The sequence below is a fragment of the Flavihumibacter rivuli genome (assembly GCF_018595685.2).
In the GTDB taxonomy this organism is placed as follows: domain Bacteria; phylum Bacteroidota; class Bacteroidia; order Chitinophagales; family Chitinophagaceae; genus Flavihumibacter; species Flavihumibacter rivuli.
This window is the reverse complement of sequence record NZ_CP092334.1, coordinates 2659300-2683836: the sequence shown is the minus strand read 5'-3', so window position 1 is coordinate 2683836 and position 24537 is coordinate 2659300. Positions and strand designations below refer to the sequence as shown.

Below are 24537 nucleotides of genomic sequence, written 5' to 3'. Positions count from 1 at the left end.
TGCAAAGTTAGGGTAGCTACAGGCTAATATCAATTTCATTATCCCAATTGCCTTTAATCGTCAGCTTCTTGGGTATCGCTTTCACCCTTTCTGGTTGGCGCTTGGTGCCGAAGAAATCTCCCGGGTCCCATTTGCCGTTCTGGTTGTCATCGAACAATATACGCAGTTCAAATTCTGCCGGCTTGAAACGCTTGATGAACAATTCCTTTCCCCTGATGGCATAGCTATAGACTACTTTGTCGTTCTGTACCATTTGCAGCACAGGGTTCCGGGAAGTATCCACATTGGCAAAACGGAAGCGTACACTGCCATAGTCCGATTCTTTCATGGTACGGAAGGCCAGGGTATCAGATCTCAGGATCGATTTGCCGGTACTGTCGGTGGCCAATCCCTTTTCCAGCACCAGTTTGAATGCCTGGTCAATGGGCCAGTCATAGCGAAGGGTAAAGTTGGTATTGGTGCTATCCCTTTCGAGACGGTAATTCGTAATCACTTTCCCCTGGTCGTCGGTGAAATGCAGTTTGGTGGAATCGAATTCCTTCAGGGGGGCGGCAAAGCTGATGCCCAGGGGTTGCAGGATATCCTGTTGTCCGCCGGCCATCAGGGTGGTGGTGTATTTCAGCCTTTTGTCCTGTTCCTGCTCCTTGTCCTTGGCGGGCTGTTTGGGGGCAGGCTTGGCCTTCTTCTTCTCCTTTTCTTTTTCCGGTTCCAGGTAGGCCAGCATGGATAGGGGGGGCGACTTGCCATCGATCACCACCGGTTGGTTGGCGAAGGCGAAAAGCTGGGAAGGGCTCAGGTAGCGGCGACTGGCACTTTCGTCTTTCAATGCATAGATGGCATAGGTGCCGGGTGCCAGGTTCTGGAAAAGGAAGTTGCCTTTGTTGTCCACCCTGGTGTAATAGCGGGGCTTTTCTTTCACAACAGCTGAATCGGTAAGGTCCTGGTAGAGCATCACGATAAGGGTGCTGTCTACCTTCCCGGTTTCTGCCAGCATCACATTACCTGCCAGCTTCATGGAGTCGATGGTGGAGCCGGTAGAGAAAATGTATCGGAACCCCTTGAGGGCATTGTTTTCATTGATATCGCGGATGGCCTCGCCGAAATCGATCACATAGGTGGTATTGGGTTGCAGGGTGTCCTTGATCTTCACGGTCAGGGTCTTGAGCCTGGACTCCACGATGGGCATCACTTTGGGGGTGGGGGAGACCAGCAGGTTTTCCTGGACCTTGTCGAGGGCAATGTATTCGTCAAATTCGATGGTGAGGCGGTTGCCACTGAAGTTGAGGGTGCTGTCGAGCGGGTTGATGGCCACGATCTTTGGGGGAATGGAATCCCTTGGTCCCCCGGTAGGAGGGATGATATTGGCGCAGCCACTTAGGATATTGGTCAGCAATAGGAAAAGTACCGAAACAACAAGAAAGTAGGAAAGAACCGGGGCTTTGGGCCTCATCATGGAATACCTGTTTTGAAGCTGCAAACTTAGCCGCTTTATCCGGCTTTTGGCCCTCCTGTTGTCTAATTAAATCATAATTGGTAGGAAGGGCTATTGAACAGCCCTGAACATTTTGGACTTATGGTGGTTGTAGAATCACATTTTGACCCAATATGGCAGTTCATTCACTCAAGACCGTACAAAAGATCCCTGTTACCCTGGAGAAAGCCTGGGATTTCTTTTCCAGCCCGGCCAACCTGGCGGCGATCACCCCTTCGCATATGGGGTTCAATATCATTTCGAAGCATCATGGTCCCCGTATGTACCAGGGACAGATCATTGAATACAAGGTGAGCCCGGTATTGGGTATCCCTATGTATTGGATGACGGAGATCACGCATGTGGAGGAAGGGAAGTTCTTCGTGGATGAACAGCGTTTCGGGCCTTATTCCCTCTGGCACCACCAGCATCATTTCCGGGAGATCGATGGCGGGGTGGAGATGACGGATATTGTGCATTACAAGATCCCGCTGGGCTTCCTGGGCGACCTGGCCAATAGCCTCTTCGTGCGCCGCCAGCTGGATGGGATATTTGATTACCGGTTTAAAAAAGTGGAAGAGCTCTTCGGGAAGATGGGGTAGTGTGGGAGGCCACAAAGACAAGAAGGCTCGAAGTAACACAAAGACGTCTTGGTGAAATCTTTGTGCCTTCGAGCCTTGGTGGCAAAAAAATACGCTCTTAACCCGGGATACGGGCAATATACTTCTCCACCTGCTTGATCTGGTCTACGATCTGCGGGGTGGTGGGTTTCAGTGCCTTGGCCTTGCGGAACATATCCTTGGCGGCACGGAATTCGCGCTTGGTCATCATGATGCTGCAGAGCTGCAGGTAAGCAGCCGCCTCATTCTCCTTATCAGGCAGACCCTTGCTCAGGGCCGCACGGATATACTTTTCCGCGCCTTTGATATCGCTGCGCTGCATGGCCAGCATGCCCATTTGCAGCAGGCTCGCGCCTTCGGCTTCCTTCATGGGCATACCCAGGTCGAGGCCCTTCTTCATCATCTTCTCGGCACCATCGAAATCCTGCTTCATCATGGCAATATTCCCTTTCAGGGTATAGAATACCGAACGGATGGGTTTATAGAGCAGGTTGGGGTATTTGATGGAGTTCAGGATCTTTTCCGCACCGTCCATATCACCGGCTTCCATATACTCCTGGATCAGTCGCATGGGACCGAAGAAGAAATGCCCGAAGATCAGTACGGCGCCGATCAGGTAGGGCAGGAAGGCAGGCCAGAAACCGCCATATATATTGGTGACAATGGCAATGGCCAGAAAGGCGATGCCCAGTAACAGTCTGTAACGGATAACAAAATTGTACAACTTCATAGCTCAAAAATGGACCGCAAAGATAGGAATTTGGGGCATGGGCTCACTGGTTAAAATCATCATTCACTTCTACCCAATAGCCATCGGGGTCCCGGATATAGATCTGCCGGATGCCATCCACGCGCCGGGTAACAGTATTGGCCTTGCCCGGCCAGTCCTCGTAATGGATTTTCCTGGCTTCCAGGGTCTTGATCATGGCGTCCAGCCTGGATGAAGAAAAGCAGAGGTGGCTGTTCTTGCCGGGAACAGGCTCCTGGCTGCGCCCTGCGATCAGGTGGAGGTGGGCATAATCTCCGATGGCCAGCCATACATGCTTGCCATCATGGAAGGGTTCCGGAATGGTATCGAGCCCCAGGACGCCGGTATAGAAATCGGCACTGGCCTTGAGGTCTTTCACATACAGGGCAATATGGTTGATGCGGATGCCGGCCCCGGCCTTTTGCTGGGCCTGGCCAGAGAGGGGTGAAAGAAAGAATAGTACCAGTGCGAAACATATGCTTAATAATCTCATATGGCGGTCAATTTCCTTCAATCTACACTTTTCTTGGCAGAGCTTGCGGTGAATAGGATAATCCCTTAAATTTGCGGCTCGCTGGTGGAAATCAGCCACCGGTGTTGGACAATAGTCCTGGCCTCGTAGTTCAATGGATAGAATAGAAGTTTCCTAAACTTTAGATACAGGTTCGATTCCTGTCGAGGCTACTCTTCGAAATAGAAATTAATGATTCAAAACCCTTTCAGGTGTAATAACCCGGGAGGGTTTTGAAGTTTTAACCCAGGTGCGATTGCATCAGGTTGTATGCACACTTTAGTTTGAAATCACACTTCGTTTATTCACTCCGTGACAAGAGAATATAAGAAAATTCAAGCCCGGTGAAAGATCCGGAGGTTTCATTATCCCCAGACAAAAGCGGCTCGTCACAAATATCAAATTGGGATGTTCCGTTCACAAAACTGTAGATTGCTATTAATATTGTACTTAGAAGTATTACCACTGAATTTTGCTTTTGACATTATAACCGGTGTTAGGGAAATGCCCTAGGAAGTCGTGGGAACAAATGACTCACCGTCATGAGTTATATTTTGACTTCGCCCCATAAGTGGCAGGCAAATGTATAAGGAGGCAATTCTAACAAAACGTTTATACATACACTATGGGATTGCAAGATTTATTTGTAAAATATTTTGTGCGTCAAAAGTAGCTGCAAGCATGCCTGATTTAGTTTTCCATAACACACCGGCGTCGTGCCTTGCTACTTTCAATGACTTGCGCTTCCTATATCCATTCGGTGCCGGATTTCTTTCGCTAAATTCGAAATTGGCTGCACACCCTGTACCTACATAGATGCATCCGGCACACGTAGTTCCAAGATGCGTGCTTGATCGATTTCAATTATTGTTCTTCCTGTATAGATCTGTATTCACCAACCAGTACGCATCTATACACTTTATTCAAATGAACAGTATCGAAATAAAGATTGTCACTACAATCATTTATTGGTAAGTAATGCTTTTTTTTCTTCCCGCTTGCTATTAAATATACCTGTTTTGAAAAATCTTTCTTAGCATGGATGGGTAATTATTTTAAGCTTCATTCGCCAAGCCATTTCTTAAATGCAGCAGCGCGTAACCTGCTTACTATGATTTCTTCATAGGATTCAGGTTGAACTTTTACTTTAAGTTTTCCGCTTGGCCAGGTACTTATTTTTTCAATACTGTTATAATTCAGGATAAACTGTCGGTTAGCCCTGAAAAAGCTAGTACAATCGAGTTCTGCTTCAATTTCGTCAAGCCTTTTGTCAATCAGGAGGGTTTCATTGCTGAAGGTCTTGATGTATTGCAGGCGATCTCTGGTAAAGAAATAGGCAATCATATCGGCAGATACCGAACTTAGGCGCGAGCCATTTTTCGTCAAAAACCTTTTCTTGCTTCGCTCAAAACTTTCTATAGCCATAAATAACTTGGATGAACTGATTTGGTTCGTCCCCGGATGAAGCTTGCTGTACTTTTCAAGTGCTGCACTGAGTTCTCCGCTATCCACCGGTTTGAGGAGATAATCCAAACTATTGAGTTTGAAGGCCCTGAGCGCATACTCCTGGTAGGCGGTTGTAAAAATAATTGGACTCTCTACATTGATCTTTTTAAATATTTCAAAGCTCTGTCCATCGCCTAGTTCAATATCCAGGAAAATGAGCTGGGGAGCTGGCTGCTCACTGAGATACTGGATACTGGCTTCTATACTATCCAATACGGCTAGTACACGGATACCAGGGTTCAGTTCCTTCAACATGCTTTCCAGATGCTGGGCCGCGATGATTTCGTCTTCAATGATCAATACACTCATACTTGCTTGATTTCATCAGCGGGATAATCACTGAGAAGATCCCTTCTTTTTCTTCAATCTTTAGTTTGCCGGCGTTGAGCAGGATGAGTTTCTTTCCTAAATGCGCCAGCCCCATACCCGTAGGTGCAGGATTATTTTTTCTTTGAAGGTTGTTGCGTACGATAATGCATTGATCTTCCTTATTTATGGTTACTTTTATATACAGCGGCCTTGCTCTGGTAATGACATTATGCTTTACCGCGTTTTCGATTAATAATTGGAGGCTGAGGGGGAGCACCTGGTACTGGTCGAGCGATTCTTCTTCAAGTTCGATGTCCAGGTAGAGCCCATGGGGGTACCTGTTTTTCAATAAGAAAAAATAGTTCTTTGTAAACCTGAGCTCATCTGCCAGGCCAATCACGGTTTGGTTGGTGGCATCAAGTAAATATCGATATACATGAGCAAGTCCCTCGGTGAAGCGGACCGCCCTGGATTGATCCATTTCGATCAGTCCGACCAGGGTATTCAGGGAATTGAATAGAAAGTGAGGCTGGATCTGCACTTTCAGTGAATCCACCTGCATCTGTAAATTGAGTTTCTTCAGTTCCTTTGCTTCCATCAGCGCGATATGCCATTTCTCTACAAAAAATAGGCTTTCATACAGTGTCACTTGTACCAGTATAAAAAGAAGATTGATCCCGATTATGGAAAAGCAGAAACTGATATTTTTTACAGGGAGTTCCCATATCAGCCAGTTTTCGAGATATATCCGGGTCATGCTCATAATAACAGCATAAGGAACCAGTATCGATAGGGTGATCCATTTTCTTCGGCTGTTGTTTTCTGATCCTCTCCAATGTTTTCTTACCCACAATACTACCCATCTTGTAGGCTCCCAGATGGTAAGGATAAAAAAAATGGTCGCAGCCACCATTTGCATCAGCAGTAATCCACCACTTTTATGAGGATAGAAAAACATAAATGCATTGAAGAAAATAAAATAGATGATGGCAAAAGATATTTGTCCATACATCCTGATTTTCCTGTCGCTGATCAGCATGATGCGCTTTTTGTAAAAGTACTGGCCATTGATTCAGGTTCCTGTTATAATCTCATCACTTCAGGCACTAAATCCATCATTTCAAACATGAATTCTACAAGCAAGGCTGTTTTTGCGTTTCCGATGGATGTTCCTTCCTTCAAAAGTCTGTAGTCCCAATCCATTTCATTGATGCATTTCGGTGGGATGCCAATGCATTTCAGGATACTGTTGTGTCATCCGGGCTTTATGACTTATGACACATTAATTAGGGGGCTAATTTAGCGTCCTGTTCCAGTGCCTGCGCAATCATCATAAACAGGATTTCCTTACTTCCTGCTTCCCGTCCGATCACTCCATGAATCATCTTTTCATCTTCATAAAACTGAAACAATATGAAACAAAGACACTTTTTTTGTTGCCTGACCATTGGTCTATTAATGATGGCTTGTAGCAAACAGTCCAATGAAATGATCCGCCAGGGCGAAGGGAGGATCAAGACGGAAAAAGGAATGGCAATGGGGTTGGCCAACCACGCAACTATCGGTCCTGCCGGTGGAGTACTTAGCAGTACCGATGGGCAACTTACGGTAACAGTGCCGCAGGGAGCGATAGCTGCAAATACTGATTTTGTGGTTCAGCCAATTACCAATACGCTCTACGAAGGCAAAGAAAATCGGCTGGCCTATCGCCTCTTACCGGAAGGTGTCAGTTTTGATAAGCCGGTAACCCTGACCTTTGCATATAATGAGGATGATTTGAATACGGTCAGTGAAGATCTGTTAACGGTTGCCTGGCAACAGCAGGATGGCTCCTGGAAAGTGGAACCCACGCGTTTAAATAAACTATCAAAGACCCTTACAGTTGAAACCACCCATTTCAGTGACTGGACCAAAACGGGTGGTCTGGAATTGAAGGTGGAAAAAGAATTGCTGAAACCGGGCGAGAAGTCCAGGCTTTCGATAGTTAGCGCAGGAGATGATGATTTGTTGGCCTACCTGGGGGTTAGCTTGGAGGATGATGCCCGACTGACGGCTCTTGGTAACTGGAAGATCGTTGAGGGAAGGGGTTCGATCCAGGAAAACAAATCCGGATCAAAGAGTTTTGCTTATACTGCATTGTATACTGCACCCTCCACCGTCCCAGCTCCGATGAATGTTACGATCACAGTAGCAGCAGAAGGCTTTAATGCTATTAAAGATCCCTCCGCGCCGGGTGGCGTTCGGAATACAGGGAAGATGATTCTCTTCGGCAGGTTAATTGTCAGCGAAAACTACATGACGGGAACCCTCGACGGTGTGCCTTTTGGTTTTCTGGGCGATAAAGTCTCCGCCATTGGAATGGGTGGTGCTATCGTGGTGAGGGGTAGTGATGGGAGTGATGAGATGACACTAACCGTTAATGCAACCAGTGCGGGCTCTTTCCCTTGCGGACAAATTATCCTGCCAGGAAAAGCAGGCATCATCATTGGCTCGCTTACCGGATCCGGACCAAATTATGGCCATTCTTATTTTAAGTGCGATCAAACCGGGGAAGTAGAATATTCTCCGGCCAATCTCCAGATCACCAAATGGCCTGAAGTAGGTGGCACTGCTGAAGGTAGTTTTTCGGGTCCTATATATTTGAATGATGGCCTCTGCGGCCCCCGTCAAAAAGCATTGACAGTTAAATTTATGGTTACCAGGTCAAATTAGCCTCTTAACCTCCCGTAATGGGCCTATGAAAGAGACCGGCCGGCGTTTAAAAGTATAACGCAGGTCCGGTCTTTTGTTATATAGCAGGATACCCAGGACCTCAATTAATGTTATTTGTTGGGCAAGTCCTGTATGTGTTTCAGATCTGCATTGGTCAACCCTTTTCCATCTGTAAGGTTCCACAGCGCATCCTGGATAAACTCCTGGTTCAGGTTCCAGTCCGGATCAGTTGGTGGGAATTTGCTGTACAATATTTCTTTCGTTGATAGCTTGCTAATAAAATCATTGATCAGGGATGAACTGGTAACCGGACCGAATGTATAGATCGCACTTTCTGTGGAGGGCTTGTCTTGTGCATTCAGACAGGAGAGCATCAGTGTAACATTACATTTCGGTGCGTTACCCCCAGGTTGGCGGGGTGGAAGGACTACAACGATTCTTTCCATTAGGAGTCCGTTTTGAAATCCATCCGTGATAGCAGTGATAACTAGTCCAGGTGGGAATTCAATTGTTGCTGGTGCGCCGATGGAATCATTTTGCAAGATCATCTTCACCTTCACATTAGTTCCCTGTCCGTCATACACACAATCAGAAGCAGTCGGACCATCATCCTGGCCAGTAATGTTACCTATCAGCGATACCCCAGGCGGCAAAGTGAATAGAGGACCTTCCGGTGGACGGGGATCATTGCCCATGCCAGGTATTTGTCCAGGTTTTTCCTCAGTACTTGTCGAGGAATCCTGATCCTCTTTTTGGCAGCTGCTGTAGCTAAAAACTGTAAGTAAAAGCAATACAGGAGCAAGGCGTGATAAAACTTTTTGCATCTTTAATTTTTTAGAATGATGAATACAATACCTCGATCCAGGGAACCTTTCGATTCATGCTACCAATGATTCCCGGGTATATAGTTGCCATAAAATTATTCCGATGTAATTGACAAAGGATTTAGCTGAGGTTGTGATGCCAGAGTTACACGCAGAAATGATTTCATACTCTACTCAACTGTCAGTCTGCAGATTCGAAATTATCTTGATGTGAGAGATTGTGTCGAATGATGATTAGATATTTGCCTGGTAATTGACTTGTTTTAATCCTATTTGATTCTTTTGGCTGTGGTATGTCGGCTAAACATTCCAGAGCAATTTCTTCTTTTCGGTCATCACCCAAAATCAAAGGTTTAATCTGTTCCAGATAAAACTGATGATGATGCTATCGGTACCTGAAGTTGCTAGGAGTTTTAGAATTAATACCTGGCTAACTATAGTTACCAGTACATGAAATAAAAAGGAATGATTACACCTATGGGAAATAATCCTATTAAATTAATGGTGTGCAATAAGGTCAAAATGGGATGCTTTTAGTAGGTATTGTATGCACTACCTATTTTGTAAACATGGCGAAGAATAGTACTGTGATAGGGACACCACCCTGTTACTTTACGGGAATTCCGATCAATACCCGCGTTTATTTATTAGCCAGTTTGGTTACTCGTATATTTTCAGCATTCCGGTCCAATATAAAAAATCGGTTCATGCTGCACTGGTGAAGTGCATTGGTTTATAAATCCAGATCGGTATCGCTGTTGGATTTACGTTAATCCTTCGCAATACCGATCTGTCCAGTGGTCTTCTGTCCGTCAATGTATCAATGATGGTCAACATTAATAAAACTATCGAACTATTCCTTTATAACGATTACAAAAAGATAATTGTCCTGATTGAAGTGTTGAATACCATTGCGCATATCATTTACAGGTAATGCTTTGATTGTTGTATTTTATACTATTCCCTGGTAAGTAGATGCGGAATCCTTGCTTTTGACGTATAAATCAGGTATGTCCAATTTGGTAATAAATGAAAAGGGTTGTTGTTTCATGTTCAAAAGGTTTATTGGTGGACTTCGTTATCGGACATTGATTAAGTTCAATACTTCCTTTTATTGATATCGTGCCGCCAATAGGGGAAAAGGAATTAGTCATGTGAATTAATCCTTAACTGATTTTCAGTAAATGATCCTGATATCTGGTGAGTCAGAAATGTCCGTTCCATAATAGCTTATATAGAGACTGCCTTTGTTGTACATGCCCGCTCAGTTGACGCGAGTTTCAACAAAGAAATCATAGTTGGTTGTTGTTGGGTTGGGGCTGTAAAATGGCACATCTATCCAGGCGTCGCTATTATCCCTCTTGATAAGTACTTTGAAAACCTTGTCTAATGACACTATGTCGAAAAAGCCCTTTATTTCAATTGAATTGTACCAGGGGAATATCCAGGTCTGGTTGGCAAATTGCAATTCCTGTGGTTTAGCGGATAATGAGTTTACCACCACGGTAGCGGTGTCTTTCCCGTATAATCCCAGATAGTCATAAACTGAAAACTCAAATTGGTAAATCCCTGCTACCAGGTTGGTCAGTTGGGTACTCATCTCATTTTGACTGGCGAGTTGATAGCTATCGGGTCCTGCTATTTTTTTCCACTTAAATGTTTTTTTTGTTGGCACCCATTCTGAATAGCTTCCACTAAGAAAGGTCTCATTATTAGGTAATATGACATAAAGAAGGCCACCGGCACCCACTTTCGAGTCGGAATTACCGGTAACTGGTGGAACTGGGTCCGGGGCACTGATGGGATCAGGATTTTTGGGAGGTGTAATGGGGTCTTTTTCACAACCAACGAAACAGGTTGCTAAAACAACGATTAACAAGCTTGAAAAATACTTTTTCATAGTCTTAAGGTTTATATGATGAAATGAAGGATAAACTATTTTATTCAGTTCAAACTGGTCATCAAGTAAATAACGTAAAAACCCCTTGGGTGGGCATCTTATAAAAGGATACCCTTCAGGGAGTTGTATGTTCTTTCCTGTTAAGCTATATTGAGGTGTGTAAAGAGAACAGGGCTTTTATAATCAGGCTTGACGGTATTGGGAATTAAGCCTTTGATTACTGGGATATTGGAATGTAGGATAATAATGGGCTTTGGGGCCGGTTGATTCCAAAATAATTTGATGCTAAAAGTCATCTTCAATAGGTTGGAAAGCGGGAATTATGTCTACGTATAAAGGTCCTGTTTCATTGTGCTGGTAAAGTCCTTTCATAAATCACTAATGCAGCCGAAAATTCAATGGTATTGGTCAAAATGCCACTAGTAAATTAAACTTTTCTCCCGCTATTCCAAATGTACTCTTGGGTGACCCGCAACTGTTAGAATTACATTGGCCAATAGGTTTTTCTCACTTTTCAAATCCCGTAATCCCTCAGTTGCCAATGTGTTAATCAGGATAAATTCGATCAGTCCTCTATGGGGAAATTGCAAGAAGAGTAAAACCTGTTTTAGTAAATCCTATGAGACTAATTTCCAGGTGATCAGCTCTTTACAGGTACTTGAATGGGTATATTTCCCGTTAATGGTGAAGGTGGGAGCATGGTTTATAGGTTCAATCAGGTTTGGAAAATCAGGTTGTAAAGCTCCCTTTTGTAAGGTCACATACATTATGATTGCTTTGTCTGGTAAGGCTCTTGTAAGATGGTAATGCCTTATTTGTTTTAGTTGGATGTAGAAAAATGCCTTGGTTTCCCTTGAATACCGCTTCTCCAAATTTTCAGTATTGGCAAGGGTGATGACCGGCTACCTATCGGTGTTTGGGTCTAATCATTACCTTTACAAGGAATGAAATCAATTCCGGTCAGGCATATTGCCCATACCTCAATAGATCAGGGAACTACTGGTCTGTTTAGCATTCGCAACCTGAGGGATGTGTTAAATGGGAAGGATTTAGTTCATGAACTTCATAGGCATGACTTCTTTTTCGTATTGATGGTGGAGGAGGGAAATGGTTCTCATGAGATCGATTTTGTACCACATAAGGTCCACGACAGGACAATATTCTTACTTCGTCCTGGTCAGGTCCATAAACTTGAGTTGACAGCAGAAAGCACAGGTTTCTTAATGGAATTCGACCCTTTCTTTATTCTTTCAGGATGTTCCCTTTCCGATCAGCGATGGAAGAAAGTGATTGGTAAAAACTTTTGTGAAATAGAAGTTGCAAGGTTCAATAGCTTGCAAACAATTCTTTCCAAAATCTTCAACGAATTCACAAATCGGCAGGATGGTTATCTTGAGGTTATTAAAGCCAGCTTAAGTATTTTTTTCATCGAGTTTTTGAGGCAAAGTTCCAACCCTAATGGAATGCCGGCAACGTCAAATAGCTATACCCGGGAAAGATTTGAGGAGTTGGTCCGCTTATTGGAGACAAACATTGGGACCATGAAGAATGTTTCCCAGTATGCCGATATGTTGAATCTTTCTTCATACCAGTTAAATGCCATTACAAAGGCTTCAGTTGGAAAAACGGTATCTGACCTTATAAATGAACAAATCCTGCTGGAGGCAAAAAGATATTTACTGGCTACTCCCAGCCAGGTAAAGGAAATTGCCGATCATCTGGGATATGAGGATGTTTCCTATTTTATTCGTTTCTTCAAGAAGCACACCGGGCAGTCTCCTGAAGCATTTCGTAAAAATTTCAAATAAGTCCTATTTAACTGCATAACCATCCTACTCTACCCCTTTGGTCCGTTCTACCTTTGTTTTCGATCATCTGTTTGAATCAATAATGATATTATGAAAGCAAAAGCAAGAATACTGATGTCCCTCAAAATCTGGATGGTTATATATCCTTCCATAACATTGTTTTATTCCCTATTTGGCCAACAGCTGTCAGCGCTGCCCTTATACCAGCGAACTTTTATTTTGACTGTTTCTTTGGTACCCTGGATGATGTTCATAGGTGTTCCATTGATCGATTTCCTGGGTCGACGCTTCAAAGACGCTGTCACAATGAAAAAGTAGATGGTAAAGCATGATGGGTCTGGAACTTGGCCAATGGTACAGAGACGCGATTTTCTCAAACAGGCAGGAATTATTCTCGGTGGTGTATCCGTTCCTGTTTCAATGATAGACAAGCTAACAAAGGAAATGATGAAAAAGGAAAATGTTTTTGACGTTACTATTTTAGGAGGCAGTTATGCCGGCCTTGCAGCAGGTATGGCTTTGGGAAGGGCATTAAGGAAGGTGTTAATTATTGACGCTGGCAATCCATGTAACAGGCAAACACCCTATTCACACAATTTCCTGACAAATGATGGAAAAACGCCCAAAGAAATAGCAGAACTTGCCCGACAAGAGGTTAAGAAGTACGATAGTGTAAGCTTTATTGATGGCTTTGCAACTGCCGGTAAAATGAACAGTAATGGTATTGTAATCCAAATCCTAAGCGGTGAAACCTTCCTTTCACGGAAATTGGTCATCGCAACAGGTATCAAGGACCTGATGCCGGATATTCCTGGATTTGCTGAGTGCTGGGGAAAAAGCGTGCTTCATTGCCCCTATTGTCATGGGTACGAGGTGCGGCATCAAAAAACAGGCATTTTCGCCAACGGCGATACAGCATTTGAACTAGCCACGTTGATTTCAAACTGGACAAATGACCTTACGCTTTATACAAATGGTAAATCAACCATTACAGCACAACAACTGCTAAAGTTACAAGAGCATAAGATCAATATTGTAGAGGCTGAGATAGAAAGGCTGGAAAACAAGGCTGGCTATATAAGTAATATTGTGTTCAGTAATGGGACCAGTGCGCAGGCAAAAGCTATATATACAAGGCTTCCATTTGTACAGCATTCCTCTATTCCACAAGCTTTAGGTTGCGAGCTTACACCGGAAGGGTACCTTAAGATTGACTCTGCCCATAGAACGACAGTCCATGGCATTTATGCCTGTGGTGATAATGCCACCCGGATGCGAACAGTTGCTAACGCAGTAGCAATGGGAACAACAACAGGTTTGATGGTAAACAAGGACTTGATTGAAGAGGATTTTTGAATTCAGGTTCATGCCTATTAAACCTCCACTTTAGGAATGATTAATCTAGTAGTGCTATCAGGTCATTTGTCGTTGAATTAAACAGATAACAATGGATCAATTAACAATAGAAACGGATCGTCTGAAGATCAGAAATCTTGTTATTCCAGATTTAATTGATTTCCATTCTTATCGTTCAGATCCTGAAGTAACGAAATACCAGGGCTTCGACGTTTTCACCTTAGAGGAGGCAAAAGCATTCATTCTCGAAAATGCTGAAAAGAAATTTGGAGTAGCTGGTCAATGGGTGCAGTATGGAATAGAGCTAAAAAGCACAGGGAAATTGATCGGTGATTGTGCAATCAAGCTTAATATAAATGACATCCGAATTGGTGAAATCGGTATTACGATTTCACCAAGGGAGCAAAATAGGGGATATGCAAAGGAATCCTTAACTTCTATTCTTGACTTTCTATTTAATATAGAAGGATTTAATAGGGTTACCGAGATAGTGGATGCTGGGAATATAGCTTCCATTGAGTTGCTAAAAAGCGTGGGCTTCAGGGAGGAAGGACTTTTTATCGAGAGCATTTATTTTAAAGGGAAGTGGTGCAGTGAATTTCAATATGCTATGCTGAAATCAGAATGGGTATTATTAAGAGAGGATCATCTAAAATGAAAACCTTAAAACAAATAGCGATGAAACAGAAGCCATTATTATTAACTATTGCAATGCTGCTCTTTGCTGTTGGAACTTATAGCCAAGCTTGCGGTACCAGGGTATTAGATCCTCAAATAGCCTATTTCCTTAAAATAGTTGGCTACAAGGACCAGACATTAGAGCAGTTGAGAAGTACGCCCATAGAGCAATTAAAGTATCCACAATTTCCATTAATACCCTACCCTAAGGAAGATGTGCAAAGGCTCAAGATTACCAGTGATAGCATTTCAGTATTGGTGTTTAATCCGCTTCACAAAGAAAATCTGCCGGTAATTATTCATTATCATGGAGGCGGCTTCATTTCTCCCCTGGTACAGGGCCTGGAGTATTCTTTATGGCAGGATGCAAAAACCTATGGGGCGATTGTCTTTGCAGTTGATTATAGGGTAGCACCAGAACATAGGTTTCCTGCAGCTGTAGATGATAGTTATAAGGCTTTTAAATGGATTTCTCAAAATGCACAACTGTTTGGAGGCGATACAAGCCAGTTGATACTGATGGGTAATAGTGCCGGGGCTAACCTCGTTGCAGTGATAACCCAAAGGGCAAAGAAAGAAAATACCAGTAGTCCCATCAAACTCCAGGTATTAAATGGATTGCCTGCTGATCTGCGTCCTGAAAACATGGAGAAATCTGTATCATATCAACAGAATGCCCTGGGCTACTTCCAAACAAAAGCAATGTGCTATTTCGCAGTTGAAAATTATGCCCCGGATCAGTTCAATGATCCTGAAGTGTCTCCGATCCTTGGCAAAGATTTTAAAGGGTTGCCACCAGCTGTAATAATCAATGCAGAATTCGATCCCCTTAGGGAAGATGGTGTATTATATGCCGAGAAACTAAGAAATGCAGGTGTTAAGGTTTGGGAGAAATGTTTTGCGGGGCAGATACATTGCCTGATAGGTTTAATGCCTGGTGCGGAGCCGCTGAAGGAGTTTGAAAGGATTGTAAAATCCTCTATGAATGAATGTTTAGGAAAATGATAGTAAGTTGGTATGAAAATTATTTTTTGTATCCTGTTTGTACTTCCGGGAATTTGTTTTTCTCAGACTTCGTCTGAAAATGACACCCGGATAGGTGCAGGAAGGAAAGAGTTTATCCATTCTACCATACTAAAAGAGGATAGGGAATTGTGGATTTATGTACCGGCATCCTTTACAAAAAGTAGTCCCAACAAATATCCGGTCCTGTATCTCCTTGACGGTCCTTCCTTTTTCTATTCTATGACCGGAATGGTGCAGTATTTAAGTAGTATTGGCCAAATACCCGAAATTATTGTGGTAGGAATAGCCAACACCAACCGGATAAGGGATCTTACCCCCACGCACTCTATTCGCTGGTCGGATGGTGAACAGGATACTGCCGTCTTAGGTTGCTCTGGCGGTGGTGAAAAATTTATCGCCTTTATTGAACATGAACTTATTCCCTATGTGGATAATGTTTATGCAACCACCCCTTATCGGATGCTTGTCGGGCATTCATTAGGCGGGTTAACGGTTCTTAACTCAATGATCAACCACCCATCCCTATTTACCAGCTATGTTGCCATAGACCCAAGTGTATGGTGGGACAACCATGCATTAATGAAATATGCTTCACGCCAACTGTTGGGAAACGACTATAGCAATAAAAGTCTTTTTTATGCCTCAGCGAATACCATGAGCAAAGGAATAGATACTTCACGGGTATCAAAAGATACAGCTTATGGAAACATACATGTAAGAAACAACGTGCAATTCCATCGGATACTTCAAAAAATCCCACCGGCAGGGCTGCAATGGAGCTGGAAGTTCTATGGTGAGGATAATCATGCCTCTGTCCCCCTAATTGCGGGTTATGATGCATTGCGCTTTCTGTTTAAAGGATACAAGTTGGATAAGGACCTTAATGATACTTCAATAACAGTTGACTACATCATAGCTCATTATCAACACTTGTCAACTTTGATGCATTATACGGTATTGCCTTCTGAAAGCATCGTCAATTCACTCGGCTATAATTTTCTGCACAAGAAAAACTTTGAAAAGGCTTTCCAGTTTTTTTATTTGAACCTGGAAAATTATCCTACAAGTGCCAATGCGTTCGATAGTATGGGGGATTATTACCTTCAAAGAAATGAAAGGATAAAGGCAATTGAAAATTTCAGGAAAGCACTTCAATTAAAAGAATTGCCTGAGACCAGAAAGAAATTAAAGGAGCTGGAAAGTGTTAATAGGAAAGGCTAAAGTGTCACTATCTTAATATGGGTACATGATTTTATTATCAAAGGAGTTATGTGGATAGTGGAGTCTATTTAGATTCATTAAGTTTGTTTGGATTCATCCGGTTTTCTGCAGAGTCAAGTTGGAACGATTGACATTCATTAGCAATATTGATAGCCCGGGAAATAGCTCAACCTCTTACGGATTAATTTTTATCCATTAGGAAATACCAAATGCATTTAACTCAATCTCTGCCATGCTTAAAATAGGAATTTAGTAATGCAATAGATGGTTGATCGGAGCCCATCTTCTATAACCTTCTACTTCTCATAAGTGCCAATCAATTTGAAAATCGTCCTACCTCCCTGGCGTTCCTGGATAGTAGCTTTGTCCTATCAATTTTAAGAGCTGCCGTTTAATACAGGGTTAGCCATTTAACACTCAATCCCAAAAGGGTACTTTAAATATCGCCTGCAAGTTGGGCAGGTAAACTATTGCCCATTGGAAGAGGAAGTACAACATAAAGTTTAAAAATAAATAACCATGCAAACAATTATCAAATCACTAAAAGTATTAGCAGTATTGATGTTATTAACCTCTCTTTCATCCAGATCCTATTCACAAACAAGCAGGTTTAGTTTCGTAATTAATTCACCGACAACATACTTCAATTATGGAAAGGCGAATACCGGACTTAGATCCTATAAGAAAAGCTATCATGGCTTGCAGGCAGGTATTTCTTACCAGGCCGGCATTACACCAATCTTTTCATTGGTTCCGGAATTATATTTCGCTATGAAAGGTGGGACCATAAAAGGTAATAGTCCATTGACGAAAGCAAAAACAACATTGAGGATAAACAGTTTGGAGATGCCTTTGTTGGCTCGATTGCATCTTAACAAGCTATATATTAATGCAGGTCCTTATGTTGGTTACAATGTTGGTGGCCGCCTCAAAGTAGATGCTTCAAATACGTCAAGTGCATCAACCACTAAACTGTCATTTGGCAGTTCCGATGCGGATTTTAAACGGTGGGATGTTGGATTTCAGGTAGGAGCCGGTTACAACTTCAGCCTTAATCAATCTACTGTCACACTGGATGCCCGATACGGGTATGGCATGGTTAACATTTCTCCCGATGTTGAACGATACAACAGGATGTTCAAAATTAGTGCTCAGGTTTCACTATTTGGGAAAAAGATCCCTAAACAGAAGCAAGGATAATACAGTGGAGTATAAAGCAAATCTATAAAATCAATTTATTCAAAGTATTTATTAATTAAATCATAGAAATGAAAATTGTAATTGTTGGTGCATCAGGCACTATGGGCACTTATTTAACCAAATCATTTGAGAAGGAGCATGAGGTAATCAAGGCCGATCGAAATGGGATTGATGTTAAGGTAGATATCACATCACCTGAGGCAATCGAAAGTATGTATAAAAGTATAGGAGATTTTGATGCACTTATTTGTACGGCAGGACCAACTTTTGTTGGCCCATGGAAGAGCTTAAATGATAAAACCTTTCGTAATGGAGTAGAGGGTAAAATGATGGGGCAGATCAACCTTGTATTGATTGGGCAGCATTATATCAAACCGGGTGGTTCTTTTACCCTTATCACTGGGGGTTTGACCCATGAACCGCAGAGGAACTTTGCTAATGCATCAGCAGCAAATGCGGCAGTGGAGGGTTTTGTTCGCGCCGCGGCTATCGAATTGGGTAATGGTATTCGTATCAATGCGGTCAGCCCAACGGTTATTGAAAATTCCCCTCAATACTTTCCTTTCTTTCCTGGGGAAATTCCAGTGACCATGAAGGCACTCGAATATGGATTCAGGAAAAGTGTGTTTGGCGCAAACACCGGACAGATTATAAAACCTTAGGTAACCTATGTAAAACCCCTAATAATAGGGTCGTTATCCCGGGATGGTAGCGACCCTTATCTTTTAACTCAAGGAAGCAAGTAATATGTATTGGTGGGCAGTTCAGTTTTATTGCTATAATGAATTATTAAGTAGTAAATACCTGGGGCAATTAGAATATTATTTACTTCAGAACAATAGATATCTGGCTCATTGATGACTTTTAGGTTTCCCCGCTTCTAAAAGTGCTTAGCTTTTGTAATGTTTCCTGGTATTAATCCTGGTTACCCGTCATCAGTCTGTAATAGTATATTGATCTGTTAACTTAAGCCATCTGTGAAGGTTCATATTCGCCCGGGTCTGAAATAAGCATTTTCCAGAAAGTCTGGATTTTCTGTTCATATTGGTTTTGATACCCACCTGTATTCAGTGGAAATAGGATGATCAATATTGCAGATTCCCATAATTAAAGAATAAATTCATATATGAAAGCATTTATAAGGAATAACTATGGGGGACCTGAGGTTCTTCAGTTGCAAGAAGTTGATAAACCCATTGTTAAGGATGGATGCATATTGGTTAGGGTCCTTGCCAATTCTGCTAATCCCGCAGATTGGCATATCCTTCGTGGTAAACCTTTTTTTGCGCGATTTACATTTGGGCTGTTCAAGCCAAAAGAAAAAATTGCAGGCTGTGATTTTGCAGGTATAGTAGATCAGGTTGGTAACAACGTAACCCATTTTAAAGTAGGCCAACCGGTATTCGGTGAGTCGTTGATGGGAGGTGCTTTTGCGGAATATGTTTGTATTCCGGAGGATTTTTGTGCCATCATTCCAGAGGGAGTTGGCTTTCCTGAAATGGCTGGTTTACCAACTGCTGGGCTTACCGCCTGGCAAGCCCTGACCACCCATGGTAAAATCAAAAAGGGAGAAACCGTATTGATAAACGGTTCTTCGGGGGGTGTCGGTCATTTTGCTGTTCAGCTTGCAAAGGCACTTGGTGCCCAAGTTACTGCCATTTGTTCCAGTCGAAATATTGATTTTGTTAGATCACTTGGTGCTGATCATGTAGTTGCTTACGATATTGATAATATTCATCTGCATAGTGTAAAGTATGACCTGGTCCTGGATGTCAATGGCAATCTTTCATATGCGGATTTCCGGCGCATGGGTAAGCGGGGTGTGATGGTAGGATTCACCACCATGCGGCATATGATTTCTGTTTTGTTTAAGCGTGCATTTGGTAAGTTCCCCTTGGTATCATTTACTGCAAATGCCAATTCAAGGGATTTAAAGGAGCTTGCGCTATTGATGCAGGATGGTCGAATAAGGACCTGTATCGATAAATATTTTAATTACAAGGAAATACCGGCTGCAATTGGGTATATTGAGGACATGAGGACTCGAGGCAAAGTGGTAATGCTATGGAATGAGCTTTAGAACGATGGGATATTTTTCTCAATAATAGCATGTTGTTCTAGTTTCCAGGGTTTAAGAGCTACTGAATTTTATTTCCGGATATGATTGATTGTCTCTTTAATTTATTTCAATTATGGCTTGCTAACTGGGTGGGATTATGGTAGCAATCATTTGTACTATAATATAGATTATTGTTTTGGACAGGCAGGTAGAGATATTTATTAGTCCAGACAGTTTCACCATTAATTCGAATTGAATTGCGCAAACTTGGTCTGCTATTTCTCCAAGCCATTTAAAATAGATTCCAATTTTTTCTATTTGATTATCCTTGAAGGATGGGCAAGGATGAGTATGAAAAGGTAATGGGGTGGTTATTCGTCAATAAATTATTGTCTTGTTATGCATAATTCAGGGAAGTACAGGATGTTTTTCAGGAATCTGGGATGGATTGCCATATTTTTTCTTGTGCTGGCGGCTTTTACTTTTCCAGTGATTTTTATTTCACAATATAATAAATGGCAGGTCCACCCTTTCATTCAGGCACTTATTGTAGTTGCAGTTACTCTTGTCTGCCAGCTTTTGAGAAAGCAGCCGTTTTCGGAAGTGATTGGTACAATAGATCAGGCGTGGTTTAAGGATGTTTTGGTTGGTTTATTTTATGGGGCAATACTAATGTTGTTGCCAGCACTGTACCTCTTTCTTTTTGGATATGTTAGTTGGGAACTGGTAAATGTGCAGCCGGATGATATTTTATCTGCTACTGTGATGTTTACAATCCTGGCCATTGCTGAAGAATTCCTCTTCAGGGGTTTTGTGTTTCAAAGGCTAATGGCAATGATCGGAATTTGGGGTGCACAAATACTAATGGGTGGATATTTTTTACTCATTCACATGAATAATCCGGGAATGACAGGAAATGTAAAGCTATTAGCGTCTGTTAATATTTTTCTTGCTTCAATCATGTTTGGGCTAGCTTATATAAAAACAAAAAAGCTTGCGATGCCAATTGCAATACATTTTATGGCTAACTGGACACAAGGTGTATTATTGGGTTTTGGGGTTAGTGGTAATACAGGTGTTAAATTATTGAATCCTGTTTTCGGTAATACACCAGTATTCCTTACCGGTGGCAATTTTGGTTTGGAAGCGAGCTTGCCGGGATTAATAGCTGTTATTTTAATTACTATTGTGCTGTTTCGCTGGAAGCCCAGAAACATGTAGAGACAATCAATGGCATCATTCATGTGTGGGTTCCGGGAGGTCAAAATAGTTTCCCCTTGTTTTATCCAGTACTGCCGAAAGCATCCTGAAGTTTTCTTCAGATGGTGGCAGGTTGATGAACTTGTCAACAATAGTGCGGTGTTTATAGACGATCATCGTGCTTTGGGCTTCGGGATTTATCTTGTTCAGGTTGGCTTCTGATTCGGTATCAGCATAGGAGGGCACAAAGGTCAGGGCTGTTCTTTGTAGGCCCAATTCCTTGCCCAGCGCAGTCAATTCTTTCTCCCTGGTTGCCTTGTTGTATTGCTGGCTATTGCCATAGACAAAATATGCTTTCAGGTAGCTTTCCCTTTTCCTGCTTTCCTGCTCCAGGAAAGCCAGCCATTGTTTGATGACATCCCAGTTCGGGTTATTCCCTACAAAATAGACGATGCCATGGTACCTGCCGTATTTGCAAACGGGGCAGGTCCTGGTTCCCTTGTCTGGTCCATAGGCATGGTAGGGCATGAAGGAGGGTTGGTCCTCGCCAATGTTCAGTCCCGATTGCATTGCAGCATCCGCTTTCCTCGGGTAATGGGGAATATTCAAGCCCAGTATGATATTGTGCTCGGCAATTTGCACTTTTTCATTGAGCACGACCCTGAGTATTTCTGTTCCCGCGCGGTCCTGCTTGCCATATTTTTTCTTGTGCTTCAGATAGAGGGGATCATCATCAAAATAGAGATCGGCAAAATATTCCTGTTCGATATCCGGTTCTTTAATGGAAAGATGGATATGCTGGGGAATATCCTCACCGGGATAGGCAGCCGGCCTGGAGGTCCTGATGGTATATTGGCCACTGGCATCTGTTTTAATCCATCCCCTAAGGTGTCCATGCGCCTTCGCTTTTTCAGGGGTAATGGCATTAGGTGAATACAGTCCCTTTTCATCCGTATGCCAGTAATAAATGATCACGCCTGCCGCAGGTGTTTTACCATCCAACTGAAACACCTTGCCGGTAAGGATAAGTTTCTGGTTGCCTTCCTCCCAGCCCGGACTGTTGTCTTCTGCATCTATCTTGTCGGGCATGGCTACATACATCAGTTCGCAACCTTCACATTCACCGCCAACCGGCTTATGGTTTGGGGAAGATGAAGTAGTCGGGGGCTTTGTTCCATTGGTTTGACCATTGCAGGAGCTGAATAGGAGGGAGCCCAATAGGGGCAATAATACCCAGGATAGGTTTCGCTTCATAGCAGCTGGTTAGTTTGAATAAAGTTTAATGAACAAAAGTTACGGCTATTTGCCACAGGACATTGTTAAGAAACTGCGAAGAAGATTGGCAGGGGCTTGACCTTCAGACACCTTCTATTATGATGATCTATTGGGCAGGTTCAAGAATCAAGAATGCAGGAATAAGCCTGCTAATGTCTTTTGTTCACAGTTGATAATAGCTTCTCCCCCATTTGTTGGCTGAATGATTGTTAGGAATTGCTAAACCCTGGTAGGTGCAGCCTTGTGATTCTGGCTGGCCACATGGATCATCGACAGCAAATGGAAACCTTTGAACAGGCAATTTGGTGGGTTCACAGAAATTTGGATGATTTTATTCCATGGGACTGGTAGATTTGGTCGTCCTGGATTTTTTACTGTCTAAACGAGTCTCATGAAACAATTCATTTTGCCCATTATCACCTTCCTCCTCCCTGTTGTAACGTATGCACAGGAACAATTGGATCTTGCCGGGTTATGGAAGCAGGGTCGGCTATCTGTTGTGAACAGGGATGCACAGCTGGCCACAGATGGGGGAAGGCCTTACCTGAAACTGTCTGAAGCAAAAGGGGAAGGACTGGTATGGTTACCGGTAGAGGATTTTGAGAATGGGAAGATCGTCATTGACATGAGGGGTAAGGATGTTTTGCAAAGAAGTTTTATTGGTATCGCTTTTCATGGGGTGAATGATTCTACTTACGAAGGGGTGTATTGCAGGCCCTTCAATTTTTTCGCGACGGATTCTATCCGGAGGATCCATGCCATCCAGTATATTTCCCATCCTGAATTTACCTGGAAGCGTTTAAGGGAGGAGAGGAATGCGCAGTTTGAGCAGGAGATCATTAACCCTCCTGATCCCAATGGATGGTTTACCATGACCCTGGTGATCGAGGGGGATACTGTCCGCGCTTTCATCAATGATGCCAGGACTCCATCCCTGGTAGTCAGGAGGCTGGGTGCCAACAAGGTTGGACGATTGGGACTTTTCATGGGGGATAGCAGCGGCGGGGACTTCAGGTCGATGGTTGTACTGAAGGGAAAGGACAGCCAATAAACGCACCGGTATGTTTTGCAGGGTAGTATACGGCTTGGTTATACATAACGCCCTGGCTACAACCCCTGATTGAAGAATGGGTTGGGGATGACCTGCAACGAATGGTCGGGGGATTTTGTCAAATGACAAAACACTGCCATGAGAAAGCTGCTACTATTGCTAACGCTACTCGTTTCCATCAGCTCCTGTGATAAGAAGAAGCAGGAAGCCCCCGCTGGTTGTAATGTAAGCTCCATTGAAGAGGGCAACAAAGGCCGCGTCAGTATTACCCAGGGCGTTTATGGAACCATTTGGTTCACTGAAGGCAATTGTATGCCAGGGGTGGGCGGAACCCCCGATTGCCGCACTTGTCCGGTATCACGCGAGCTAAGGATCTATGAGTACACGGTGATGAATGATGTGGAACTGTCCACCAAAGGGGGTGGTTTCTTTTCACGATTCAATACCAGGCTTGTCGCCACTACCCGATCCGATGCCAATGGGTTCTTCCAGCTGACCTTAGCTCCCGGTACCTATACCATGGCAGTGGTAGAAGATGGCCTGCTGTATGCGAACCGGTTTGACAGGGGTACCGGTATCTTCCCCATTTCCGTTGGCACAGGTGTGAGCCAGGAAGATTTCCCCATCACTTACAAGGCGGTATTTTGAGTTTGTCTCGGCCAATGCCAGGCCTGCCAGGCAATCACCAGCGTAATGATGGACTCAAGGGCAGCAAGGAATACATAGAAGGTCCTCCATTCGGAAATAGATGATAGGCCTACCAATGCGGTGAATAAGGAAAAGAAGATCGCGAGGCCTATGTTCAACCATTTGCAGAAGGCAGGTTTCAGCATGAGGTTAAGGAATATCATTAGTGCAGGTGTAGCGAGCAGGAAGCTAGCGATGAATAATTTCATGGGGCTATCGAGCATATTGTTCCCGTTGATCAGGCTCTCTGTTTTGCCCGGGACATACAATTCAAAATAGTCGCCATAGATATAGCAGAACATGACAGTTGTCCAGAGGCCGGCTAGCTTGAGCCGGATATTTACCTTGAAATCTTCCAGTTCCTGTTTTTTCATG

Annotated in this window: 24 protein-coding genes and 1 tRNA gene; 16 read left to right on the top strand and 9 right to left on the bottom strand. The window is 43.2% G+C overall.

All coding sequences use genetic code 11. The features are described from left to right. Positions 1 to 16 precede the first annotated feature (16 nt). Positions 17 to 1453 carry an Ig-like domain-containing domain gene (locus KJS94_RS11470; protein WP_214448625.1) on the bottom strand — a complete coding sequence of 479 codons (1437 nt, stop codon included), beginning with the start codon at positions 1451 to 1453 and terminating at the stop codon, positions 17 to 19. A gap of 152 nt (positions 1454 to 1605) precedes the next feature. Here KJS94_RS11470 and KJS94_RS11465 point away from each other — a divergent pair, with 152 nt between their 5' ends. Next, positions 1606 to 2073 carry an SRPBCC family protein gene (locus tag KJS94_RS11465; RefSeq protein WP_214448626.1) on the top strand — a complete coding sequence of 156 codons (468 nt, stop codon included), beginning with the start codon at positions 1606 to 1608 and terminating at the stop codon, positions 2071 to 2073. A gap of 97 nt (positions 2074 to 2170) precedes the next feature. Here the strand turns inward: KJS94_RS11465 and KJS94_RS11460 are convergent, their stop codons facing one another. Both KJS94_RS11460 and KJS94_RS11455 read right to left on the bottom strand, forming a co-directional pair. Further along, a complete protein-coding gene (locus KJS94_RS11460; RefSeq protein WP_214448627.1) occupies positions 2171 to 2821 on the bottom strand; it encodes a tetratricopeptide repeat protein in 651 nt (216 codons plus the stop codon). 43 nt (positions 2822 to 2864) lie between these two features. Continuing rightward, a complete protein-coding gene (locus tag KJS94_RS11455; protein ID WP_214448628.1) occupies positions 2865 to 3332 on the bottom strand; it encodes a VOC family protein in 468 nt (155 codons plus the stop codon). Positions 3333 to 3451: 119 nt separating this feature from the next. Between KJS94_RS11455 and KJS94_RS11450 the strand changes: the two genes are divergently transcribed. Further along, positions 3452 to 3523 (top strand) — tRNA-Arg (locus tag KJS94_RS11450). A gap of 889 nt (positions 3524 to 4412) precedes the next feature. Here KJS94_RS11450 and KJS94_RS11445 read toward each other — a convergent pair. Continuing rightward, positions 4413 to 5156 carry a LytR/AlgR family response regulator transcription factor gene (locus tag KJS94_RS11445; protein WP_239804141.1) on the bottom strand — a complete coding sequence of 248 codons (744 nt, stop codon included), beginning with the start codon at positions 5154 to 5156 and terminating at the stop codon, positions 4413 to 4415. Next, positions 5146 to 5814 carry a sensor histidine kinase gene (locus KJS94_RS11440; RefSeq protein ID WP_214448630.1) on the bottom strand — a complete coding sequence of 223 codons (669 nt, stop codon included), beginning with the start codon at positions 5812 to 5814 and terminating at the stop codon, positions 5146 to 5148. The genes KJS94_RS11445 and KJS94_RS11440 overlap by 11 nt, the downstream gene beginning before the upstream one ends. 291 nt (positions 5815 to 6105) lie before the next feature. Between KJS94_RS11440 and KJS94_RS11435 the strand changes: the two genes are divergently transcribed. Together KJS94_RS11435 and KJS94_RS11430 are read left to right on the top strand one after the other, a co-directional pair. Then, positions 6106 to 6357 carry a hypothetical protein gene (locus KJS94_RS11435; RefSeq protein ID WP_214448631.1) on the top strand — a complete coding sequence of 84 codons (252 nt, stop codon included), beginning with the start codon at positions 6106 to 6108 and terminating at the stop codon, positions 6355 to 6357. A gap of 221 nt (positions 6358 to 6578) precedes the next feature. Next, entirely contained in the window at positions 6579 to 7877 is a 1299-nt protein-coding gene (locus tag KJS94_RS11430) for a hypothetical protein (protein ID WP_214448632.1), read from the top strand. A 110-nt stretch (positions 7878 to 7987) separates the two neighbouring features. Here the strand turns inward: KJS94_RS11430 and KJS94_RS11425 are convergent, their stop codons facing one another. Together KJS94_RS11425 and KJS94_RS11420 are read right to left on the bottom strand one after the other, a co-directional pair. Then, complete coding sequence (locus tag KJS94_RS11425) at positions 7988 to 8701, bottom strand: hypothetical protein (RefSeq protein WP_214448633.1); 714 nt, start codon at positions 8699 to 8701, stop codon at positions 7988 to 7990. Positions 8702 to 9965: 1264 nt separating this feature from the next. Next, positions 9966 to 10601, bottom strand: a complete 636-nt coding sequence (locus KJS94_RS11420) for a PKD domain-containing protein (RefSeq protein ID WP_214448634.1) — start codon at positions 10599 to 10601, stop codon at positions 9966 to 9968. 944 nt (positions 10602 to 11545) lie between these two features. Between KJS94_RS11420 and KJS94_RS11415 the strand changes: the two genes are divergently transcribed. The 10 genes from KJS94_RS11415 (at position 11546) to KJS94_RS11375 (ending at position 21170) form a co-directional block, all read left to right on the top strand. Further along, positions 11546 to 12409 (top strand): AraC family transcriptional regulator, encoded by an 864-nt coding sequence (locus tag KJS94_RS11415; protein WP_214448635.1) that lies wholly within the window; start codon positions 11546 to 11548, stop codon positions 12407 to 12409. Between the two features lie 90 nt (positions 12410 to 12499). Next, on the top strand, positions 12500 to 12727 hold the full coding sequence (locus tag KJS94_RS18860) for a hypothetical protein (RefSeq protein ID WP_501993654.1): 228 nt from the start codon (positions 12500 to 12502) through the stop codon (positions 12725 to 12727). Positions 12728 to 12856: 129 nt separating this feature from the next. Then, entirely contained in the window at positions 12857 to 13765 is a 909-nt protein-coding gene (locus KJS94_RS11410) for an NAD(P)/FAD-dependent oxidoreductase (RefSeq protein ID WP_214448808.1), read from the top strand. A gap of 91 nt (positions 13766 to 13856) precedes the next feature. Then, positions 13857 to 14423, top strand: coding sequence for a GNAT family N-acetyltransferase (locus KJS94_RS11405; protein WP_214448636.1), 567 nt, complete (start codon positions 13857 to 13859; stop codon positions 14421 to 14423). A 20-nt stretch (positions 14424 to 14443) separates the two neighbouring features. Further along, entirely contained in the window at positions 14444 to 15448 is a 1005-nt protein-coding gene (locus KJS94_RS11400) for an alpha/beta hydrolase (protein ID WP_214448637.1), read from the top strand. A 12-nt stretch (positions 15449 to 15460) separates the two neighbouring features. After that, the gene (locus KJS94_RS11395; protein ID WP_214448638.1) at positions 15461 to 16690 is read left to right on the top strand and encodes an alpha/beta hydrolase-fold protein; all 1230 of its coding nucleotides are present in this window, start codon (positions 15461 to 15463) and stop codon (positions 16688 to 16690) included. A gap of 519 nt (positions 16691 to 17209) precedes the next feature. Further along, positions 17210 to 17890: a porin family protein gene (locus tag KJS94_RS11390; RefSeq protein WP_214448639.1), complete on the top strand. Its 681-nt coding sequence runs from the start codon at positions 17210 to 17212 to the stop codon at positions 17888 to 17890. Positions 17891 to 17958: 68 nt separating this feature from the next. Further along, positions 17959 to 18552 carry a short chain dehydrogenase gene (locus KJS94_RS11385; protein WP_214448640.1) on the top strand — a complete coding sequence of 198 codons (594 nt, stop codon included), beginning with the start codon at positions 17959 to 17961 and terminating at the stop codon, positions 18550 to 18552. A 464-nt stretch (positions 18553 to 19016) separates the two neighbouring features. After that, positions 19017 to 19970 carry an NAD(P)-dependent alcohol dehydrogenase gene (locus KJS94_RS11380; protein WP_214448641.1) on the top strand — a complete coding sequence of 318 codons (954 nt, stop codon included), beginning with the start codon at positions 19017 to 19019 and terminating at the stop codon, positions 19968 to 19970. A 378-nt stretch (positions 19971 to 20348) separates the two neighbouring features. Further along, on the top strand, positions 20349 to 21170 hold the full coding sequence (locus KJS94_RS11375) for a CPBP family intramembrane glutamic endopeptidase (protein ID WP_214448642.1): 822 nt from the start codon (positions 20349 to 20351) through the stop codon (positions 21168 to 21170). 15 nt (positions 21171 to 21185) lie between these two features. Here the strand turns inward: KJS94_RS11375 and KJS94_RS11370 are convergent, their stop codons facing one another. Continuing rightward, positions 21186 to 22403, bottom strand: a complete 1218-nt coding sequence (locus tag KJS94_RS11370; protein WP_214448643.1) for a dioxygenase family protein — start codon at positions 22401 to 22403, stop codon at positions 21186 to 21188. A gap of 412 nt (positions 22404 to 22815) precedes the next feature. Here KJS94_RS11370 and KJS94_RS11365 point away from each other — a divergent pair, with 412 nt between their 5' ends. After that, positions 22816 to 23475 carry a hypothetical protein gene (locus KJS94_RS11365; RefSeq protein ID WP_214448644.1) on the top strand — a complete coding sequence of 220 codons (660 nt, stop codon included), beginning with the start codon at positions 22816 to 22818 and terminating at the stop codon, positions 23473 to 23475. Positions 23476 to 23613: 138 nt separating this feature from the next. After that, entirely contained in the window at positions 23614 to 24123 is a 510-nt protein-coding gene (locus KJS94_RS11360; RefSeq protein ID WP_214448645.1) for a hypothetical protein, read from the top strand. Here the strand turns inward: KJS94_RS11360 and KJS94_RS11355 are convergent. Further along, on the bottom strand, positions 24105 to 24536 hold the full coding sequence (locus KJS94_RS11355; RefSeq protein WP_214448646.1) for a DUF6326 family protein: 432 nt from the start codon (positions 24534 to 24536) through the stop codon (positions 24105 to 24107). The two genes, KJS94_RS11360 and KJS94_RS11355, sit on opposite strands and share 19 nt — an antisense overlap. Between the last annotated feature and the right edge of the window lies 1 nt (position 24537).

What these genes read in the sequence shown, in the direction of transcription:
- KJS94_RS11435 (WP_214448631.1), top strand. Translation starts at nt 6,106, where the DNA reads ATGAGGATAGAAAAACATAAATGCATTGAAGAAAATAAAATAGATGAT.
- KJS94_RS11405 (WP_214448636.1), top strand. Translation starts at nt 13,857, where the DNA reads ATGGATCAATTAACAATAGAAACGGATCGTCTGAAGATCAGAAATCTT.
- KJS94_RS11455 (WP_214448628.1), bottom strand. Translation starts at nt 3,332, where the DNA reads ATGAGATTATTAAGCATATGTTTCGCACTGGTACTATTCTTTCTTTCA.
- KJS94_RS11415 (WP_214448635.1), top strand. Translation starts at nt 11,546, where the DNA reads ATGAAATCAATTCCGGTCAGGCATATTGCCCATACCTCAATAGATCAG.
- KJS94_RS11460 (WP_214448627.1), bottom strand. Translation starts at nt 2,821, where the DNA reads ATGAAGTTGTACAATTTTGTTATCCGTTACAGACTGTTACTGGGCATC.
- KJS94_RS11410 (WP_214448808.1), top strand. Translation starts at nt 12,857, where the DNA reads ATGAAAAAGGAAAATGTTTTTGACGTTACTATTTTAGGAGGCAGTTAT.
- KJS94_RS11355 (WP_214448646.1), bottom strand. Translation starts at nt 24,536, where the DNA reads ATGAAAAAACAGGAACTGGAAGATTTCAAGGTAAATATCCGGCTCAAG.
- KJS94_RS18860 (WP_501993654.1), top strand. Translation starts at nt 12,500, where the DNA reads ATGAAAGCAAAAGCAAGAATACTGATGTCCCTCAAAATCTGGATGGTT.
- KJS94_RS11420 (WP_214448634.1), bottom strand. Translation starts at nt 10,601, where the DNA reads ATGAAAAAGTATTTTTCAAGCTTGTTAATCGTTGTTTTAGCAACCTGT.
- KJS94_RS11400 (WP_214448637.1), top strand. Translation starts at nt 14,444, where the DNA reads ATGAAACAGAAGCCATTATTATTAACTATTGCAATGCTGCTCTTTGCT.
- KJS94_RS11470 (WP_214448625.1), bottom strand. Translation starts at nt 1,453, where the DNA reads ATGATGAGGCCCAAAGCCCCGGTTCTTTCCTACTTTCTTGTTGTTTCG.
- KJS94_RS11380 (WP_214448641.1), top strand. Translation starts at nt 19,017, where the DNA reads ATGAAAGCATTTATAAGGAATAACTATGGGGGACCTGAGGTTCTTCAG.
- KJS94_RS11395 (WP_214448638.1), top strand. Translation starts at nt 15,461, where the DNA reads ATGAAAATTATTTTTTGTATCCTGTTTGTACTTCCGGGAATTTGTTTT.
- KJS94_RS11390 (WP_214448639.1), top strand. Translation starts at nt 17,210, where the DNA reads ATGCAAACAATTATCAAATCACTAAAAGTATTAGCAGTATTGATGTTA.
- KJS94_RS11365 (WP_214448644.1), top strand. Translation starts at nt 22,816, where the DNA reads ATGAAACAATTCATTTTGCCCATTATCACCTTCCTCCTCCCTGTTGTA.
- KJS94_RS11465 (WP_214448626.1), top strand. Translation starts at nt 1,606, where the DNA reads ATGGCAGTTCATTCACTCAAGACCGTACAAAAGATCCCTGTTACCCTG.
- KJS94_RS11360 (WP_214448645.1), top strand. Translation starts at nt 23,614, where the DNA reads ATGAGAAAGCTGCTACTATTGCTAACGCTACTCGTTTCCATCAGCTCC.
- KJS94_RS11370 (WP_214448643.1), bottom strand. Translation starts at nt 22,403, where the DNA reads ATGAAGCGAAACCTATCCTGGGTATTATTGCCCCTATTGGGCTCCCTC.
- KJS94_RS11375 (WP_214448642.1), top strand. Translation starts at nt 20,349, where the DNA reads ATGCATAATTCAGGGAAGTACAGGATGTTTTTCAGGAATCTGGGATGG.
- KJS94_RS11425 (WP_214448633.1), bottom strand. Translation starts at nt 8,701, where the DNA reads ATGCAAAAAGTTTTATCACGCCTTGCTCCTGTATTGCTTTTACTTACA.
- KJS94_RS11385 (WP_214448640.1), top strand. Translation starts at nt 17,959, where the DNA reads ATGAAAATTGTAATTGTTGGTGCATCAGGCACTATGGGCACTTATTTA.
- KJS94_RS11430 (WP_214448632.1), top strand. Translation starts at nt 6,579, where the DNA reads ATGAAACAAAGACACTTTTTTTGTTGCCTGACCATTGGTCTATTAATG.